The organism is Halobacillus halophilus (genome assembly GCF_020171985.1).
Lineage (GTDB): Bacteria > Bacillota > Bacilli > Bacillales > Halobacillaceae > Halobacillus > Halobacillus halophilus_A.
Map to the genome: position 1 here is coordinate 73,712 of NZ_JAIVAL010000012.1, position 16,979 is coordinate 90,690.

The following is a 16,979-nucleotide window of genomic DNA, read 5'->3' on the forward strand; positions in this document are numbered from 1 at the left end:
GCTTGTTAGAAAGTAAGAATCTTTAGGAGGAAATGGAATGAAAAAACATTATCCTGTAACGATTTTAATGACAGTCTTAATCGCCGTTGTTTTCATTCTAACAACCCATCCAGTTATGGCAGATAAAGACAGTGATCCGAAAGTACTGATTGTTTTCCCTTCTGATCAGAAGGAGATAAATGAGCAGCAGCGGATCCTGGATATGCTTATTAGCCACTTCACAACAGATATTGACTTTAAACAGCCGGACGAAATTGAAGAACATGATTTAGAAACATACTCTCATGTATTTTACCAGGGGACGGAGAAGGAAGATTTACCGAAGGGGTTTCAACAGGCTTTAGAGGACTATGAGGGAACCCTTGTAGCGCAGGGACACAATCTGAATCAGTTGGGAAATCGTTTATCATTCGCTGTTCCTATGAAAGAAGAAGCTTATACGAAATTGAACATGAAAGCTAACCCGGAAAAAAAAGTGAAGACGTCCATACACACTGTATTTAATGTGAAACTCGGTGAGGAAGCCGAGACGATTGTAGAAGTAGAATCTGGAAAGCGTACTTTTCCGATCGTCAGTCATTTTGAAAAAGCTTATTACGTAGGAACGCCCATGATTGATTCCCCTTTTTCAACGTTTCTGGGAGAGACACTTCATGAAGTGTTCCAGTCAGATCATGACTCTCTCCACCAGGGCTATATACGTCTTGAGGATGTGCATCCCCTTGTGGATCCAGGTAACCTTCGAGGGATTGCTGAAGTGCTGAAGGAAAAGGAAATTCCTTATATGATTGCGGTCATCCCTGTTTATATTAATCCTGAGAACGGGGAGCGTGTTCATTTATCTGACTATCCAGAAGTATTGGAAGCTTTAAAGTATATGCAGGCTAATGGCGGTTCTGTGGTTTTGCATGGCTATACCCATCAGTACCGTGACTCTGAAACAGGAGAAGGCTTCGAGTTCTGGGATGTAAAAAACAATACACCGGTTTATATAGATGCGGAAGACGACACTCCTTTGAAGAAGCGTAAGGATTTTAATAATCAGGGAGAATATGAAAGTTACAGGAAGGAATTAATTGAATTTGAGCAGTCTTATGTATCCGGTAAACTTACGAGCGGAATTAATGAATTAACAAGCTTTGGCCTTCACCCGCTAGCCTTTGAAGCGCCTCATTATACAATGTCGCAGAATGGGTATCAAACAACATCTGAGTACTTTTCTACTTACGTAGGGCAGCTGCAGCTGAGTGATGAGAATTGGGAGATTATGTCGAGTGCCCCTTATATTACGAAGCCATCCTTTTTACATGGAATGACACTTCTCCCAGAGACATTAGGTTACGTCGAGCCGGATGCTCCTGATGCTGTGGATGCCATTATGGAGCGTGCTGAACAGCAGATGATCGTAAGAGATGGAATGCTCTCGCTATTCTACCACCCGTATCTGGGAGTGGAGAGATTTAAAGAGTTACTTAGTCGACTTGAAACCCTCCCTGACGTAGATTGGATTAACTTGAAAGAGGGAGATCACAGTGTTACGTCCGATAAAGTGAATATTCAGGCAGCGGCTGGGAAAGTGGAGGTTGATAGAAGTCAATTCAGCTTAGTGACGGATTCGAAAACTTCGCTGAGTTACTTTATTCATCAGACGCTCGAGAAGATTTCATGGGGACTGGTCGGAACCGGATCCTTAGGCGTTCTCTTTTTCTTCAGCTCGACGATCATTTCCCGCAGACGGTTTTCAAAAATAGAACGGAGGGATCATGTTGGCTGATTTTCTATTGTACCTATCCTTGTTCTTAATTTGGGTCATGTTGTTTTACCATATGTTTTTAATGCAGGGGGGATACTTGCACGCCCAGTCATACCGGAAAACGGCTGAGAAGTATCTTAGTCAGATGAAGGAGTACCCTGCGGTCAGCATTCTCATTCCAGCGCACAATGAGGAAATGGTGATTGAGAATACGTTGAATAGCATGGTACGCCTGAATTACCCGAAGGATAAACTTCAAGTAATCGTGATTAATGATAATTCCAGCGATGACACGGGGAATATTGTAGAAGGCTATGCGAATATATATCCCTATATCAAAGTCATTCATACGAAACCTCCCCTTGGCGGCAAAGGGAAGTCTGGAGCCTTGAATACAGGTTTGAAACATTCTACTGGCGAATTCATCGTTGTCTATGATGCCGATAACACACCTGAGCCTGATGCTGTGACACAGCTTGCCTCCGGGCTTATGAATGATCCGAAAGCGGGAGCAGTTGTAGGGAAGTTCCGTGTGACCAATGGCAGCAAAAATCTGTTAACCCGGCTGATTAATATTGAAACGATCACCTTTCAGTGGCTGGCTCAGGCGGGAAGATGGTTCTGGTTCAAACTTTCAACGATTCCCGGGACGAATTTTGCAATTCGCCGCTCTATCCTTGAGAAGCTTGGCGGATGGGATGAAAAAGCTCTTTCAGAAGATACCGAGTTAAGCTTCCGAGTTTACAATCTGGGATACCACATCCGTTTTTTTCCTTCAGCCGTTACGTGGGAGCAGGAACCTGAAATGATTAAGGTATGGTGGAAGCAGCGGACCCGCTGGGCCAGGGGCAATGAATATGTTATTTTTAAGTACCTTTTGAACTTTAAGAATATGGACAATAAAAAAGTGGGTCTCGACCTCATCTACTTTCTGTTTACTTACCTTTTATTTTTTGGTGGAGTGATGATCTCTCACAGCATCTTTGTACTAAATCTATTTTTTGACTTGAACCTCTCTATGGGGGCTGTATCTTATGTGCTGCTGGTTCTTGGTTTCTTATTATTTGTGACGGAGGTTGCTCTCGCGCTTAGTTTTGAAAAAGATCAATTAACTCTGAAAAACGCGGGGATCATTCTGTTTATGTACTTCACTTATTCTCAGCTGTGGCTGCTCCTTGTAGTTTATGCTACTTATTTAGAAGCCAAACGAGTATTATTAAAACAGGAAGTTACCTGGTATAAGACTCAGCGCTTTAAAGAAAAAGAAACAAGCGAGAACCGCTCTGCATAGCCTAATATCGGAAAAAGGTGAGGTAGGAGAGTGAAAAAAACCATCATGATATCCTTGTTGATTATTGTCGTTATCAATATCGCCTTTTTCACAAAATTATGGGGGGCAGAAGCCGTTTCTAAACATACCGAAAGCTTTATTAAAACATTTATGACAAATAAAAATGGGACGCTGGCAACTTATATAAAGAACGCCGAACATCTTGATTCTGATGAAGTGAGAGGGAGAGAAGCTTTATCAGAATCACTGGGGTTATGGATGTTGTACGCTGTTGAAAAGGGAGACCATTCCATCTTCAAAGAAGCTTACCACGTATTAGAAACCTACTTTTTAACCGATGATGGATTTATATTTTGGAAGCTCACTGAAAGTGGTGAAGCAGAAGTGGATACAGACGCTCTGGTGGATAACCTTCGAATTACGGAAGCATTATTTAAGGCTGAAGAGCAGTGGAATGAAAAAAAGTATGGGGAAACAGCGATACGAATAGGGGAATATATGAAGGACTATTTTGGAACAGAGAATATATGGACGGACTTTTATGACCGTCGGCACCGTCAGACCTCCAATGTTCTAACGTACTCCTATATTGATGTAGAAGCCTTAAAACTGCTCAAAGATCATCAGCTTATTCCCCCCAGTACCTATAAGCAGATGACTTCCCTGCTTACAGAAGCTGAACTGAAGAATGGATTCTATCCAAAGTCCATCCATGCTGACTCAAATAAGGTATCTTACAACAATGAAGTCAATATGATTGATCAAATACTGGTGGCTCTAAATCAGGCAAAATGGGGAAGCGCTTCTTCTGAATTTACAAATTTCGTTACCGAAGAAATGACCACAAAAGGAAAACTTTACGGACGATACTCTCTTGAAACCAAAGCCCCCACTGTCGAATACGAATCTCCAGCTTTGTATGGTTTTCTTATCCTATACGCAATGGAATTAGATGATAAGAAATTAGCTCTACAGGCTTACCATAGAATGACCGATTTTAGAGAAACCATGTTCAAATATAAAGGTGGATATGCGGTGAGTAATGGAGATACCCATATCTTTGATAATCTTGTCCCATTATTAGCTGAAGAATTGCTAAAGAAAGCAGGGTGGCTGTCCTAACAGACTCCTGCTTTTTCATTCTTGTCCAGCTATTTTATTATATGTCAGTATATTCAGATACTTACAAAAAATGATATAATAATGGAAAGCTTTACCTATCATCATGAGTTAGCATTCTTCAATTTGCTCTTGCATGACTCAAAATAGGGGAGGAAGTTAAATGAATAAGATCAAGTTAATTCCATACCGTACCGAACAGATCCTGCAGGAAGCGCAAGAGTTTCCAACTGGCGTGAAGATGATCGAGGCACAAAGTTTGTGGGACAGAACGAGTCAGGGAAAAGGGAGCGTCGTAGCTGTAATCGATACAGGATGTCAAAAGGACCATCCAGATCTTGAGAACCGTATTCTTGGAGGCTATAACTTTACTGATGACTATGAAGGCGATGAAACGAACTATGACGATAATAACGGCCACGGTACTCATGTAGCCGGAACGATTGCAGCCATAGATAATGAACTTGGTGTCATAGGTGTGGCTCCGCAGGCGAATTTATTAATTCTTAAAGTCCTCTCCGGAGAGGGGAGCGGGCAGTACGATTGGATTATTAATGCGATAGATTATGCCATTAACTGGAAAGGTCCCCAGGGAGAACGTGTGAGAGTTATTTCTATGTCTCTTGGTGGACCAGAAGATGCCGAAGAAATGCATCAGGTTGTCAAAAAAGCGGTAAATCAGGGTATTTCTGTCGTATGTGCTGCTGGGAATGAGGGCGATGGAAGAGAGAATACTTATGAATACGCTTATCCCGGCTGCTATAATGAAGTGATTCAAGTCGGAGCGATTGATACTCAAAGGGAAATCACTGACTTTACCAACACTAATGATGAAATTGATCTGGTAGCCCCTGGAGTTAACGTTCTCTCTACCTATATTGAAGGAAAATACGCCCGTCTCTCAGGCACTTCCATGGCTACACCTCATGTGTCTGGTGGTTTAGCCCTCATTATTCCTCTTGTAGAAGCTCAATTCCAAAGATCCATGTCAGAACCGGAAATATTCTCGCAGTTAATTAAACGCACTCTCCCTCTCGGTTACTCTAAATCAGCCGAAGGGAATGGCTTATTAATGCTCTCTCTTACAGATAAATTAGAAGAACTTTTCTCTACCTACACTACGGCTATAAAATAAAACATCTTCTTTCTTTTTATAGAAATACCTGTCTGGAATTAATTTTCCTGACAGGTATTTTTTTAGGTTTTCCTTTTTATTTCCCTGGGCCCTCACCCAGTCCATGTTTTTGAAAATAAACAAAAAACTAAGTCCGTGTTTTTGTGTAGATTCGTGTCACATAATAGCACATCCTCTCACGTGTACATAAATGTTTTCATGTACACAATTTGTAAGACAAACGTACACGTGAATGTATGCAAGTATGCAAACTCGTACACATGCCGTCATAACAGTATGTACACAAAATTGTAATCAAGTACACAATATAAACACACTTGTACACAAAAAAGGAAACATGTACACGCGTTTGAATACTCCTAAAGTCACATTGACTATTGCGGCAGAGTCTAATAGATTAATAGAAGGGCAAGGTAAATTATAGTAATTTAAAAGGAGAGCTGATTAATGACAAACTCAAGAATTGCAGCTGTGGATGTTGGTAATGATGCAGTTAAAGCAAACTTTGGAAAACTAGATTCATCTTTATATATTCCTAACGTAGTCGCTAGAGACTTAGAGGATCGTCCTGTTATCGGAATAGAGGACCTGGATGAAAAAGATCCACTCGATAATCTACATATTCGAGTGCATTCTCCGGCTTTGAGAGAGAATAATGCTATTTATCGTGTGGGGAACCTGGCTACAAAAACGACGAACTCTACGGAATTAGACCCAGGCAGCTATAAATCTGAAGAAGATCAGACCCTTATTATGCTCTTTGCATCGCTTGCTTTGGATGCAGTTAGAGAGAAGAATGCACAATCTGCGAAGAACAATGTGGTAGAAGCTAACTACACATTGGGAACAGGGCTGCCGCTTCGTGAAGTAAAAGAAGGCAAAGACGTAGGTTACCGTTCTTCCCTGCTTGGATCTGTTCACCAAATTGAATTCCTGGTCACTCCAAAATATCAAGGAATGAAAGTAAATCTTAAATTTGATGAGGTTAAAGTTTATCCGGAAGGTTTTGCAGCTTACGTTAACCTGGTAATGGATAATGATTTGAATATCATCAACAAAGAATTGATTGACAAACAAATACTAATTCAGGATATTGGTGGTCTTTCTACAGATATCGCGGTTATTAAAAACCGTAATGTTGACGATGATAAAGCGCAGGGATTCAACTTGGGTGTAGCTGAATCATTAGAAATGATCCGTGAAGAGATTCTTAGAAAGCATGGAGTTGAATTAGACAGCCGCCGCGATGTCGTGGATATCATTACAAGGAAAAATGATCGTCACCACATCATGGTTAAAGGAAGCCGTACAAACGTACACGATATTACGGACCGTATTCTTCTTGAACTTGCTAAGAAACAGTACCGTTTCTTAAGAAATGTATGGCAGAGAAATTCCCAATCAGAGATTTGTTACTTTGTGGGCGGAGGTTCTGCCGTCTTAAAAGATTACATCAAGTCATTAAACAACAAACTAGATGGTTTCAATATCGAATTCTTTGAAGATGAAGAAGAGAGCATTTGGATGATGGCAAATGCCTACTACAAATTGATTTCTGACTTCATCCGTAAAAACGAGAAAAAAAACCACGGCAAAAATCAAGAACAAGGTAAAAAAGTAGAACAAAAAACCGGCTCATCTAAATAAGGTGATGTTATGAGTCAATCAAAGAAAAAGATAGAGAGGGGACAATCGATTACGTTCCGGATCCCCTCGGATACTCCTGATCATCTATTGAGACAATTAACTCAACTGAAGGAGACAGAGAGGCGAAATTTTTCAAGCAAGATTGCCCAATTCGTCCTGGATGGAGTGAACGAAACGTACGCTAAGAATAAGGAAACCGTTACCATCCCGCTGCCTAAGGCTTTAAATAAAGAACAGAGAAACTGGATTAAACACGAACATTCGGAGGCTCTTATAGGAAGTATCCTGTACCAGCTGATGATGGATCCTGTACGTGCAACCACTCTCTTAGCTTCGCTTAATAGTAATGCATTCGATATAGACGAAGCCCTTTATTTACAAGAAGAAGCAGCTGCAACTGACTTTTCATCCGGCCATTATACGGAAGCCCATGCTGAGGAAGATTCAAATGCTGAGTCTGAAACAGAATGGAAGAGTATCGATGATGAACTCGATGGTTTGAATCTTGATAGCTTACAAGGTGAGATCCACTCTCAGGACGAGGGAACAACAGAAGATGAAGACGATGATGATCTGCTGGGAGACTTCCTCTCCCGAATGAATGATTAGCCTATACCCCCTGTCATATTGTGACAGGGGGTATTTTTATAAAATTGAAACCTTCTCATTTATCCCTTTTACACCCCTTTTAAGCTGTTCAATCGCAGGGTGGAGATTGAACATTACCTGAATCGTTGAACAGTTCCTACGACCCTTTAAATGCCGCTAAAGACATTAAATAGGTTTTGAACTGGCAAAAGCAGCAAACGTTTTCTCATCTTCTATCAAACCGCATGCTCCACATTGGATTTTTTTGTCTGGACCATGGTAAGCGGTATGAAAAGGATCCAGATTCTCTGACGTAAATTCACTAATCAATTCACCTGACGCTGGATCAATTTTTACGGATGTTGCTTTTTGTTCGATGATGTTGAACCTGGATCGATTGGTTTTACAGTTTGGACATAAGTATGGCTGCATTATGAACACCTCCTTTTATAGGATGTGCGGTCTGGGGGAATATATGTAATAGTGAGGTTTATAAAGAAATTGTAAAAATGTTTAGAAATTAGTTAGGAAGTACTGGAATCTGGGGAATGACATATATAAAAGCTTTCTAAAGGTGGGCGTTAGGTTATGAGTGGAGCTTTCACGAGACAGGTCGACAAAATGGGCAGACTGGTGATTCCTAAGGAAATCAGAGACCAGCTAGAATTATCGAATCAAAACCTTATGCTGGAACCTTTGAGTCATAAAAAGGGACTCAAGCTTTCCATAACGGATGAGGAAGGCGAATCCGTAAAGACACTAGACAGCTACGGCCGCTTGCTTATTCCTGCTGATTACAGAAACGAGCTGGACTGGAATCAGGGAAAAAAGATTGATGTGACATTCGACCATGATTATGCTGTATTGCAGGATCAGGTTCAGGTTTGTGAAATTTGCGGATCAGCCGATTCTTTGGTGTCTGTTAAGAAGAAACTAGTTTGTGAAGATTGTCTTGGAGATGGAAATGATCAAGTAGTAGACCGTTGGAAGGACTATCTTCAGGGGTTAGTTAGTTCTTATATGAATTACTGCAGGCTGTCGCTTGAGCAGGAAGATGAGGAAAGTGTCCACCAGACTCGTGTTCACGGGCGGAAGATCTGTGCCATTCTGGAGTTTATTCACGTAACCAGCCATCCATTGGTGGATCGCTTAAATGACGCCCATAAACGTTTGGGTAAAGTGAGAGAGCGCGATGTGTTTATTAAAGAGTTTGAAGAACGAGCTGATCAGTCTTCTAAAGAGCAGCATGAAGAAGTGTACCGTCAGCTCAGTGATCAAGTAGGCAAGAAGAGGCTGAAGCATCAGAAGAAACTTAAAAATAAACTGCCTGACATCATTGACGGTTCTTTTATGGATCAATGGGAGCACTTTAAAGATAAGGAGCTGCGCTATTATGTCCTCCCCCTTCAAGTAGATGAGAGAATTCAGGAGTTCGAAAACGATTTTGTTAATTCGATAGAGCAGTATTTAGAAGTGTCTTCACAACAGGAGCGTACGGATGAAGAAACCCTGGATGCCTTACATTCTGTACGAATTATCTCCAAGAAGATCAGGTACATTCATAATGCCCTTCACACCATTTATGCCTCAGACTACAAGGAAGAAGCGAAATACTTTAAATCGTTTCAGAGACAGCTGGGTGAAATCAATGATTTAAAAGACGGGATCGAAATATTTAATAAATACAGGGACGATATCGATAGTAAGAAAAAGCATATTAAAGCCGTTAACCAAGCGTTATTGGATGAACTTTCGGCCCTGATAGAGGATTTGAATCTTCAAGGTAGTCTTCAATTCTCAGGAGAATAATTTCTTACCTTTCACTCTATAAAACCGCTTAATCATGAATCCTGCATTCCAGTTGATGCAGGATTTTTTTAATAGATTCCCTTAAAGTCTCTTGTTGAAAATCAGGTTTCTTAAATTAACTGGCCAAAATATCTCGAAACGGAGTCCTAAACAAACGAGAGCTTATTGGATGAATAAATTTAAAACGGCGAATGAAAAGAGCTGATTTTAAAATAAGGGAATGCCCTAATAGGAACATGAGAAAGGAGCGTGTAATATAGAGGGTATGAAGAATAAAGAAGGGAGAAGTAAAGTGATGAATGATACCACTCGTTCCCCATTATATGTAGTCTCTCAAATGTACGAATCGCTGCTTTATGAAATGTCATATGATTTACATGAGCGATATGCTCATTTATTAACGAGCGCGTTACACCGTATTGATTCGACAAAAGATTCTTGTAAAGAAGCTCATGTGCTTCTATCACATTTGATTGAAGAAATGAGAAGCCGCTCGAATGAAATTTACCCTTTATCTTTTCACGAATATGGACTGGCGGTGGCCTTCAAACGATATATAAAAGAAGTGGAAAGACGCTATGGGATACAGGTAGAATTCCCAACCTCCTATAAACTTACAGAGGTGTTCTCCACCAATGATGTACTGGCATTTCGAGCACTTCAGCTTACTATACGGATGATTGTGGAGTACGCCGATACTGACGAAATATTCATTGAGGTCGACCGGAAAGGGATTGCTTTCCGCTATCATTCTTTCCTGGATGAATTCCCGCCTGAACAAGAGGATTTGCTTCAAGTCATCAAGAAAGATACCGCAATGGAAATGCAATGGGAGCGCACGAAAGATGTTGTGGAATGGCGCTGGTTTAGAGGCTGAATAAAAGAGGGGTGGATAACATGATTTCGATTGTCATAGTTGATGATCACGCCGTCGTACGCTCAGGGCTTATGATGCTGTTGGACGCTGTTGAAGATTTTAATGTAATTGGAGAAGCCTCAGAAGGAAACGAAGCTTACCAACAAGTACAGGAGAAGAATCCAAGTGTTGTGTTAATGGATCTTTCTATGCCGCATGGAAAAGACGGATTATCAGCAACTTCTGAAATAAAAAAACAATTCCCTGAGACCCAGATTCTAATTTTGACGATGCATGACGATGAGGAATATTTGTTCCGTGCAATAGAATTAGGGGCCTCCGGGTGTATCTTAAAAAATGCACCGCATGAGGAATTGGTAAAAGCCATCAGGCAGGTGGCTGGGGGAGATGCCTATTTGTATCCATCCGCAACGAAACGATTGATGGAGGATTATATGAGCAAGCTGAAAAACGGCGCCAAAACGGACTCTTACCGCTTGCTAAGTGATCGGGAAAGAGAAGTGCTGGCTTTGGTCGCTAAAGGGTTTGCGAATAAAGATATTGCCGCCCAACTTGTGATCTCGGTGAAAACGGTCGAAGCACATAAGGCACGGGTAATGGAGAAACTGCAGCTGAAAACGCGTCCTGAATTAGTGGAATATGCGTGGAAGAAAGGTCTGCTGGGTTATTCATTGTAGTAAAGGAGAGAGTGAAAAGTGGGCACTCCATTAGAAGAAATATGCAACGAACTGAAAGAGGAAGTCGACGCCTGCGTCATCGCTATCGCAAAGTTTGATTATCATTCAAAGCAGATACAGTGGAAGTATGTAAGTCATCCTTTGAATGATAAATATAAACGCATGGTTATTTCCTATGGTTCGGGTGTGGCGGGCACCGTCATGCAGACAGGAAGAACTTTTCTCTGCCGTTCGAGGAAGGATCTTCCTTTAGTTTTGTCGAAATACCCCATAGTGTTAGCAGAGAAGCTACAATCTTTTGCTGCCATCCCTCTTCAAACAGGGCATTTATTTGATGCTGTGCTGTTGATAGGCTATCGAAATGAGCATGACTTACCGTTAGAACAGCAATGGCGTCCTTATGCCGCTCGCCTAAGTAATTATTTGAAGCAAGGAGGTTTATCATGACCAAACACAGTCCTTTTCCTCCCGCTCTAATCTCCTCTAAGGAGGAAGGATTTCTCGTATTAAGAGAAAACGGGATGGTACAAGGTTTCAATGAAAAAGCGAAACTTCTTTTCCATATTTCTTCGACTGAGGTAAGTGTGGAAGATCTGTTTCTTCATTTTTCGGTAGAAGAGCTGATTCATTGTGAAAAGGGAGTATTGCTGCAGCATTACGCAAAGCCTATGGCTGGAAATCCTTTTCCTGTCTTTATAGTCGTTCACGAATGGATGGATAACAATAGATCAAATTATTTTTTGACCATTCATAACTTGAATGAGAGAAGTCTGCTTGATAGTGAATCGTACGAACCGTTGAAAGAACTCGTAGATATAAAATATGCGCTTGACGAGTCTTCCATTGTGGCTGTTACAGATCAACGAGGAAGAATCCGTTATGTAAATAAGAAGTTTTGTGAGATTTCTAAGTATGGAGTGGAAGAATTGATTTGGAACGATCATAGGCTTCTGAATTCAGGTCATCATTCTAAAGATTTTTTTAAGGATCTGTGGCGTACGATTGGTACCGGGTACGTGTGGAAAGGAGAAATTAAGAATAAGGCCAAAGATGGAAGTTATTATTGGGTGGATACGACCATTGTTCCTTTCTTAAATGATAAAGGAAAACCATACCAATATCTCGCCATCCGAAATGAGATTACGGAGAGGAAAAGGGTTCAGCAGGAGCTGCAGCACATGATGACGCGGCTGATCCATGTGCAGGAAGAAGAAAGAAAGCAGGTATCAAGAGAGCTTCACGATGGAATTGGGCAAGAGCTGTACAGCCTGCTAATTAGCATGCACCGCATCCAGCAGGAAGTGGATCATTCCCTTTTAGACCAGATGACTGATGAAATACGAAATTTAATTCAAAACGTGCGGGACATGTCTTGGGAGCTTCGGCCTTCTGCATTGGATGAGCTGGGATTGATGCCTGCTGTTCGTTCCTTTCTAAATCGTCTTAACCATTCGTATGGATTAAAAGTACACTTTACCTCCTCCGTTTCCTGTCGGTTATCGCCTCAAATCGAAACGACGATTTACCGTATCATTCAGGAGGCACTGACCAATATACGAAAATATGCCTGTGTAGATGAAGCCTCTATTGTGTTGAAAGAAGCAGAAGGTGGGATTTTCGCTTCGATTACCGACCAGGGGAAAGGCTTTATGAATAACCGTGCACAAAAAGGAGTAGGGCTTTTCAGCATGGAGGAAAGGGCACGCGCAGCAGGCGGGGAACTTGAAATAACTTCCGAACTGAACAAGGGTACGAGAATTGAATTATATATACCATTAGAGACCTGATAAAAAAGGTTTCTTTTTTTTGAATTGGGGGATTTCACCATCACAAATGGGGGGATTCCCCGATTCTATTATGACCCTCTTCACTAATACAATAGAAGTAGATCAAATACATAAAAGGAGGCCTGGCCCATGAAAAAAAGTGGCCCATCTCAACCAAGCTTGAAAGGGACTTTAATCAGTGTAATGGCCGTTGGAGCCGTTATTGTCGTGATGTGGGTTTGTATTTATTTATTATATATCGTTCGTATGTAGGGGGGAGAAAGGATGCATTTACACAAATATGAAAAAATTTGGCTGGGATTTGGAGTTATTGCACTTGTCATTTTTCTATCCGTGGTAGGCGTGAGTGCTTTTGCACAGGGACATGCACCATCCAGCGGGCATATGACCATTGATCCGGAAAAAGTGCGTGAAACGGCTCCATTTGATCAGCCTGGACTTCATAAAAAAGAGGATGGAACTTATGAAGTCGCTATGATTGCACTTACCTTTGGTTATGAACCAAGCAAGCTACAACTCCCGGCAGGGGAGGAAATCACATTCACGTTAACGAGTGAAGATGTCGTTCATAGTTTCTCTATCATCGGCACCAACGTCAATATGATGGCCGTTCCAGGTCAGATTAATCATCGTACACACACATTTAAAGAACCAGGATCTTATCTGGTCATTTGTAATGAATATTGTGGCTCAGGCCACCATTTTATGAGTACAGAAATTGAGGTGGTGGAACAATGAGAACCGGGGAAATTGCAATCAAAGATCGAAAAGTAGCGTTATTTAATTTAGGATTTGCCTACTCAGCCTTTCTTATCGGAACGCTGTGCGGGCTTCTGCAGGTATTTATTAGAAATGATGCTCTTAAACTGCCAGAATGGCTGGATTACTATCAGATTCTTACGGCTCACGGCTTGTTACTCGCTATTGTCTTTACAACTTTCTTTATTTTTGCCTTTTTTCAAGCAGGCATGAGTCGAACCCTCGGAGCATTTGGGCCGAAAGTGAGGTTGTGGAACTGGATTGGCTTCGCTGTGACCGCTTTAGGAACCCTCCTGGTCGTGGTCATGGTCGTAGCGGGGCAGGCATCTGTATTGTATACATTTTATGCTCCTCTTCAGGCTCACGGATTATTTTATGTTGGCCTTGCCTTATTTGTAATTGGCACATGGATTCAGGGATTCAGTCTGGTCGGGCATTATGCCGTCTGGAGAAGGCATCATAAAGGCGAACTTAGTCCACTATTTGCTTTCATGGCAGTGGCAACCATTATTCTCTGGGTTATTGCCTGCCTGGGTGTTGTAGCCACCGTTCTTTTTCAATTCATCCCATGGGCTTTTGGCTGGACGAACGGGATTAATGTCGAGTTAAGTCGCTCATTATTCTGGTATTTCGGGCATCCACTTGTGTATTTCTGGCTGCTTCCTGCTTATATGGCATGGTATGTCATTGTTCCGAAGATTATTGGAGGAAAAGTCTTCAGTGATTCGCTGGCCCGGTTATCCTTTGTCCTGTTTATTTTATTCTCTATTCCGGTCGGGTTTCACCATCAGTTAACGGAACCTGGAATCTCCAGCTTCTGGAAATTTTTGCAGACGGTTTTGACATTTATGGTTATTATCCCTTCTTTAATTACAGCCTTCTCTATGTTTGCGACGTTTGAAATAAGAGGCAGGGAGCTTGGCGGAAGAGGTCTGTTTGGGTGGATTCGCAAGCTTCCGTGGAGAGATGTTCGCTTTACATCCATCTTCATAGCTATGGCCTTTTTTATCCCGGGAGGCGCGGGAGGGATCATCAATGCGAGCTTCCAGATGAATGAAGTTATTCATAATACACTTTGGGTCGTTGGACATTTTCACATCACAGTAGGAACGCCGGTAGCGATGACATTTTTCGGTTTAACCTTCTGGCTTATTCCCAATTTAACGGGCCGGCGCTTTACGAAGTCCCTGCAGAAGTTAGCCTTCCTGCAAATTGCTACCTGGTCTATTGGTATGCTGCTCATGAGTACAGCTCAGCACCTGCTGGGATTACTTGGGGCACCAAGGCGGACAGCTTATACAGGGTATGCTCACGACGACGCACTCGCCTGGTTTGATGGCTTATTAACCAATCATGTGACGATGGCTGTCGGAGGTTCTATCTTGTTTTTGTCCGCTGCTTTACTCATTTTCATTGTAATCCAGTTATGGTGGCTTGCTCCAAAAGCAGATGAAGAAACCTACGAGGCGTTTCCAATTGCAGAAAGCGATTCTAGTATGACACCGCGTTTCTTGGAAAATTGGAAAATATGGATCGGCATTGCCTTTCTATTGATTGCGCTTGCTTATACGATCCCGCTATCTGAAATTATTCAGCACGCCCCTCCAGGTTCAGGGCGATTCCAAACGTGGTAAGGGAGGAGAGATCATATGACTTTTTCATTCGCTTTTACTATCGCATCCATTATTCTCACGCTTGTTTTGAGCAGTATTATTGTAGATTTGCAGACAGAGGAAGATTGAAATAGAAAGAAGCGGAAAGCTGGCAGCTTTCCGCTTCTTTCATTCCATAAATTCCAATTCAGGCATCCATTGGGCAAGGTGTTCTTTCTTTGCCTCATACTCTTCTTTTAAGCTAGGGAAATCATCCATCGGGATCACTTCATATCCATGCTCACGTGCTGATGTAACGTATGTCACTTTAAACCTTGGTTTGACTACTTCCACATGATCACTGTCGTCCATTTTTAAATTGAAAGTGAGAATGCCTCCAACTCGTTTCTCAAATGATTCCTGACCTGAGAAAAAATTTCCCAGGGAATAAGCGGTCAGCATTCTATGTCCGTCCTTACCTTCAACCCACTCTAATGGCTGAAGGACATGAGGGTGGTGACCGATCACAGCCGTTACTCCGCGATCTGCGGCAAACTGGACAACATCTTTTTGGAATTGATTAGGATAGGGTTCATACTGATTCCCGAAATGAAGGCTTAAAAGGACGGCATCCGCTTGTTCTTTCGCTTTCTCTATATCCTGGGCCATTTTATCAAGCTGGATTCGATTCACCACATAGCTTTTTCCGTCGGGCGCTTTCACACCGTTTGTCCCGTAGGTGTAACTTAATATGGCTACACTGATGCCTTCTTTCGTATCGTGTATAAGGATTTCTTCGCTGTCCTCTTTACTTTGATAAGCTCCCGTGTATTTCATATCGATTTTTTCCCAGTGCTCAATCGCATTATTAATTCCTCTGGTTCCTTTATCCAACGTGTGGTTATTGGCAAGGGTTACCACATCTACTCCAAGTTCTTTTAGATTATTACCTATTTCAACAGGGGAGTTAAAAGCAGGGTATCCGGAAAGCCCTAATTCTTTCCCGCCGATCATCGTTTCCTGGTTAGCAATGGTAATAGTGGATGCTTCCAGGTAAGGTTCAGTCTGTTCCATCATGGGCATGAAGTTATACCCTTCAGAGGTTTCAGCCGCTTCATAGACACGGTCATGAATCAGCACATCACCAATAGCTGTAATACTGATCTCTTTAGACAAATCAATTGAACTCTTATCGTGAGGATCAACCGTGGATGTGGGCTGCTTATTAACCGTTTTGATTTCTTCATCATTCATAAACAGCCCGCACCCGGTCGTGAAAAACAAGATAGACAAACACAACAACCTTAGAATTGACCCCAAGGAAAATGCACCTCCGTAAAAATCACTTAGGTATATTGTACCTTTAATAAACAAGTTTCTCTATGTAATCCAGAAGAAAAAAATGATTTTGTTTGTCGATTCATCGGGTATAAAGGGAATAGATGTTCAGGTAAGGAGGATAGGAATGAGTAATCTATCGAATGAAAAAGCTGATGCGCAAAAGCATAGTAAAGATCAATACGTGGATATAAAAATGGGGGAACATGATCTATTCTTCAAAAAAAGCTATGAAGTACTCTACACGGTTAATGATTTTTTATTGGGTCTCTGGTTTCTGATCGGAAGTGTTTGTTTTTATTTTGAAGCTGCTAAAACATGGGGTGTGAGTTTATTTGTACTTGGAAGTCTTCAAATGCTCATCCGCCCAACTATTCGTTTAGTGCACCGTATTCATTTGAAAAATATTTACCGGAAAGAATATGAGAACAAGCAGAATGACTCCCTATCTTCTCATTAAGTGAGAATGGAGCTATGCTACAAGCAGTGTGGATTTTTTCAGAAAAGGTTTATTAAACTATAGGGCCGGATAGTTGAAGGCTCAGTTTCGAGATATTTGATGAGAGGGTAGGTCCTGCGGGGGATGATCTCGCTTTCCGGCCCTGCA

General features: G+C 41.7%; 17 protein-coding genes. 15 read left to right on the forward strand and 2 right to left on the reverse strand.

Going from position 1 to position 16,979, the window contains the following annotated elements; translation table 11 throughout:
• Positions 1–37 precede the first annotated feature (37 nt).
• The 6 genes from LCM11_RS16360 to LCM11_RS16385 all read left to right on the forward strand — a co-directional run bounded on the left by LCM11_RS16360 (position 38) and on the right by LCM11_RS16385 (position 7,554).
• Positions 38–1,774 carry a DUF2334 domain-containing protein gene (locus tag LCM11_RS16360; RefSeq protein ID WP_224895357.1) on the forward strand — a complete coding sequence of 579 codons (1,737 nt, stop codon included), beginning with the start codon at positions 38–40 and terminating at the stop codon, positions 1,772–1,774.
• Positions 1,767–3,044 (forward strand): glycosyltransferase, encoded by a 1,278-nt coding sequence (locus LCM11_RS16365; RefSeq protein ID WP_224895358.1) that lies wholly within the window; start codon positions 1,767–1,769, stop codon positions 3,042–3,044. The genes LCM11_RS16360 and LCM11_RS16365 overlap by 8 nt, the downstream gene beginning before the upstream one ends.
• A 30-nt stretch (positions 3,045–3,074) precedes the next feature.
• Complete coding sequence (locus LCM11_RS16370) at positions 3,075–4,166, forward strand: glycosyl hydrolase family 8 (protein ID WP_224895359.1); 1,092 nt, start codon at positions 3,075–3,077, stop codon at positions 4,164–4,166.
• Between the two features lie 160 nt (positions 4,167–4,326).
• Positions 4,327–5,298, forward strand: coding sequence for a S8 family peptidase (locus LCM11_RS16375; RefSeq protein ID WP_224895361.1), 972 nt, complete (start codon positions 4,327–4,329; stop codon positions 5,296–5,298).
• Positions 5,299–5,745: 447 nt separating this feature from the next.
• Entirely contained in the window at positions 5,746–6,945 is a 1,200-nt protein-coding gene (locus tag LCM11_RS16380) for a ParM/StbA family protein (RefSeq protein WP_014645190.1), read from the forward strand.
• A gap of 9 nt (positions 6,946–6,954) precedes the next feature.
• The gene (locus tag LCM11_RS16385; protein WP_224895363.1) at positions 6,955–7,554 is read left to right on the forward strand and encodes a hypothetical protein; all 600 of its coding nucleotides are present in this window, start codon (positions 6,955–6,957) and stop codon (positions 7,552–7,554) included.
• Positions 7,555–7,719: 165 nt separating this feature from the next.
• On the opposite strand, the gene LCM11_RS16390 is transcribed toward LCM11_RS16385, so the two are convergent.
• Positions 7,720–7,968 (reverse strand): DNA alkylation repair protein, encoded by a 249-nt coding sequence (locus LCM11_RS16390; protein ID WP_224895447.1) that lies wholly within the window; start codon positions 7,966–7,968, stop codon positions 7,720–7,722.
• 153 nt (positions 7,969–8,121) lie between these two features.
• On the opposite strand from LCM11_RS16390, the gene LCM11_RS16395 reads away from it, so the two are divergent.
• From LCM11_RS16395 to LCM11_RS16430, 8 genes are all read left to right on the forward strand, one after another.
• Positions 8,122–9,342: a CHAD domain-containing protein gene (locus LCM11_RS16395; protein WP_224895364.1), complete on the forward strand. Its 1,221-nt coding sequence runs from the start codon at positions 8,122–8,124 to the stop codon at positions 9,340–9,342.
• Positions 9,343–9,637: 295 nt separating this feature from the next.
• Positions 9,638–10,219 carry a hypothetical protein gene (locus LCM11_RS16400; protein WP_224895365.1) on the forward strand — a complete coding sequence of 194 codons (582 nt, stop codon included), beginning with the start codon at positions 9,638–9,640 and terminating at the stop codon, positions 10,217–10,219.
• Between the two features lie 20 nt (positions 10,220–10,239).
• Positions 10,240–10,896 (forward strand): response regulator, encoded by a 657-nt coding sequence (locus LCM11_RS16405; protein ID WP_263622657.1) that lies wholly within the window; start codon positions 10,240–10,242, stop codon positions 10,894–10,896.
• Positions 10,897–10,914: 18 nt separating this feature from the next.
• A complete protein-coding gene (locus tag LCM11_RS16410; protein ID WP_224895366.1) occupies positions 10,915–11,343 on the forward strand; it encodes a GAF domain-containing protein in 429 nt (142 codons plus the stop codon).
• Positions 11,340–12,683 (forward strand): PAS domain-containing sensor histidine kinase, encoded by a 1,344-nt coding sequence (locus tag LCM11_RS16415; RefSeq protein ID WP_224895367.1) that lies wholly within the window; start codon positions 11,340–11,342, stop codon positions 12,681–12,683. Before LCM11_RS16410 ends, LCM11_RS16415 begins: the two co-directional genes overlap by 4 nt.
• A 129-nt stretch (positions 12,684–12,812) precedes the next feature.
• Entirely contained in the window at positions 12,813–12,935 is a 123-nt protein-coding gene (locus LCM11_RS16420) for a cytochrome C oxidase subunit II (protein WP_224895368.1), read from the forward strand.
• Positions 12,936–12,947: 12 nt separating this feature from the next.
• Positions 12,948–13,421, forward strand: coding sequence for a cytochrome c oxidase subunit II (locus tag LCM11_RS16425; protein ID WP_224895369.1), 474 nt, complete (start codon positions 12,948–12,950; stop codon positions 13,419–13,421).
• Positions 13,418–15,076: a b(o/a)3-type cytochrome-c oxidase subunit 1 gene (locus LCM11_RS16430; RefSeq protein ID WP_224895370.1), complete on the forward strand. Its 1,659-nt coding sequence runs from the start codon at positions 13,418–13,420 to the stop codon at positions 15,074–15,076. The genes LCM11_RS16425 and LCM11_RS16430 overlap by 4 nt, the downstream gene beginning before the upstream one ends.
• A 147-nt stretch (positions 15,077–15,223) precedes the next feature.
• On the opposite strand, the gene LCM11_RS16435 is transcribed toward LCM11_RS16430, so the two are convergent.
• A complete protein-coding gene (locus LCM11_RS16435; protein ID WP_412098157.1) occupies positions 15,224–16,354 on the reverse strand; it encodes a CapA family protein in 1,131 nt (376 codons plus the stop codon).
• A 145-nt stretch (positions 16,355–16,499) separates the two neighbouring features.
• Here LCM11_RS16435 and LCM11_RS16440 point away from each other — a divergent pair, with 145 nt between their 5' ends.
• The gene (locus LCM11_RS16440; protein WP_224895372.1) at positions 16,500–16,832 is read left to right on the forward strand and encodes a YrhK family protein; all 333 of its coding nucleotides are present in this window, start codon (positions 16,500–16,502) and stop codon (positions 16,830–16,832) included.
• Positions 16,833–16,979 lie beyond the last annotated feature (147 nt).

What these genes read in the sequence shown, in the direction of transcription:
- LCM11_RS16360 (WP_224895357.1), top strand. Translation starts at nt 38, where the DNA reads ATGAAAAAACATTATCCTGTAACGATTTTAATGACAGTCTTAATCGCC.
- LCM11_RS16375 (WP_224895361.1), top strand. Translation starts at nt 4,327, where the DNA reads ATGAATAAGATCAAGTTAATTCCATACCGTACCGAACAGATCCTGCAG.
- LCM11_RS16380 (WP_014645190.1), top strand. Translation starts at nt 5,746, where the DNA reads ATGACAAACTCAAGAATTGCAGCTGTGGATGTTGGTAATGATGCAGTT.
- LCM11_RS16385 (WP_224895363.1), top strand. Translation starts at nt 6,955, where the DNA reads ATGAGTCAATCAAAGAAAAAGATAGAGAGGGGACAATCGATTACGTTC.
- LCM11_RS16395 (WP_224895364.1), top strand. Translation starts at nt 8,122, where the DNA reads ATGAGTGGAGCTTTCACGAGACAGGTCGACAAAATGGGCAGACTGGTG.
- LCM11_RS16400 (WP_224895365.1), top strand. Translation starts at nt 9,638, where the DNA reads ATGAATGATACCACTCGTTCCCCATTATATGTAGTCTCTCAAATGTAC.
- LCM11_RS16405 (WP_263622657.1), top strand. Translation starts at nt 10,240, where the DNA reads ATGATTTCGATTGTCATAGTTGATGATCACGCCGTCGTACGCTCAGGG.
- LCM11_RS16415 (WP_224895367.1), top strand. Translation starts at nt 11,340, where the DNA reads ATGACCAAACACAGTCCTTTTCCTCCCGCTCTAATCTCCTCTAAGGAG.
- LCM11_RS16420 (WP_224895368.1), top strand. Translation starts at nt 12,813, where the DNA reads ATGAAAAAAAGTGGCCCATCTCAACCAAGCTTGAAAGGGACTTTAATC.
- LCM11_RS16425 (WP_224895369.1), top strand. Translation starts at nt 12,948, where the DNA reads ATGCATTTACACAAATATGAAAAAATTTGGCTGGGATTTGGAGTTATT.
- LCM11_RS16430 (WP_224895370.1), top strand. Translation starts at nt 13,418, where the DNA reads ATGAGAACCGGGGAAATTGCAATCAAAGATCGAAAAGTAGCGTTATTT.
- LCM11_RS16440 (WP_224895372.1), top strand. Translation starts at nt 16,500, where the DNA reads ATGAGTAATCTATCGAATGAAAAAGCTGATGCGCAAAAGCATAGTAAA.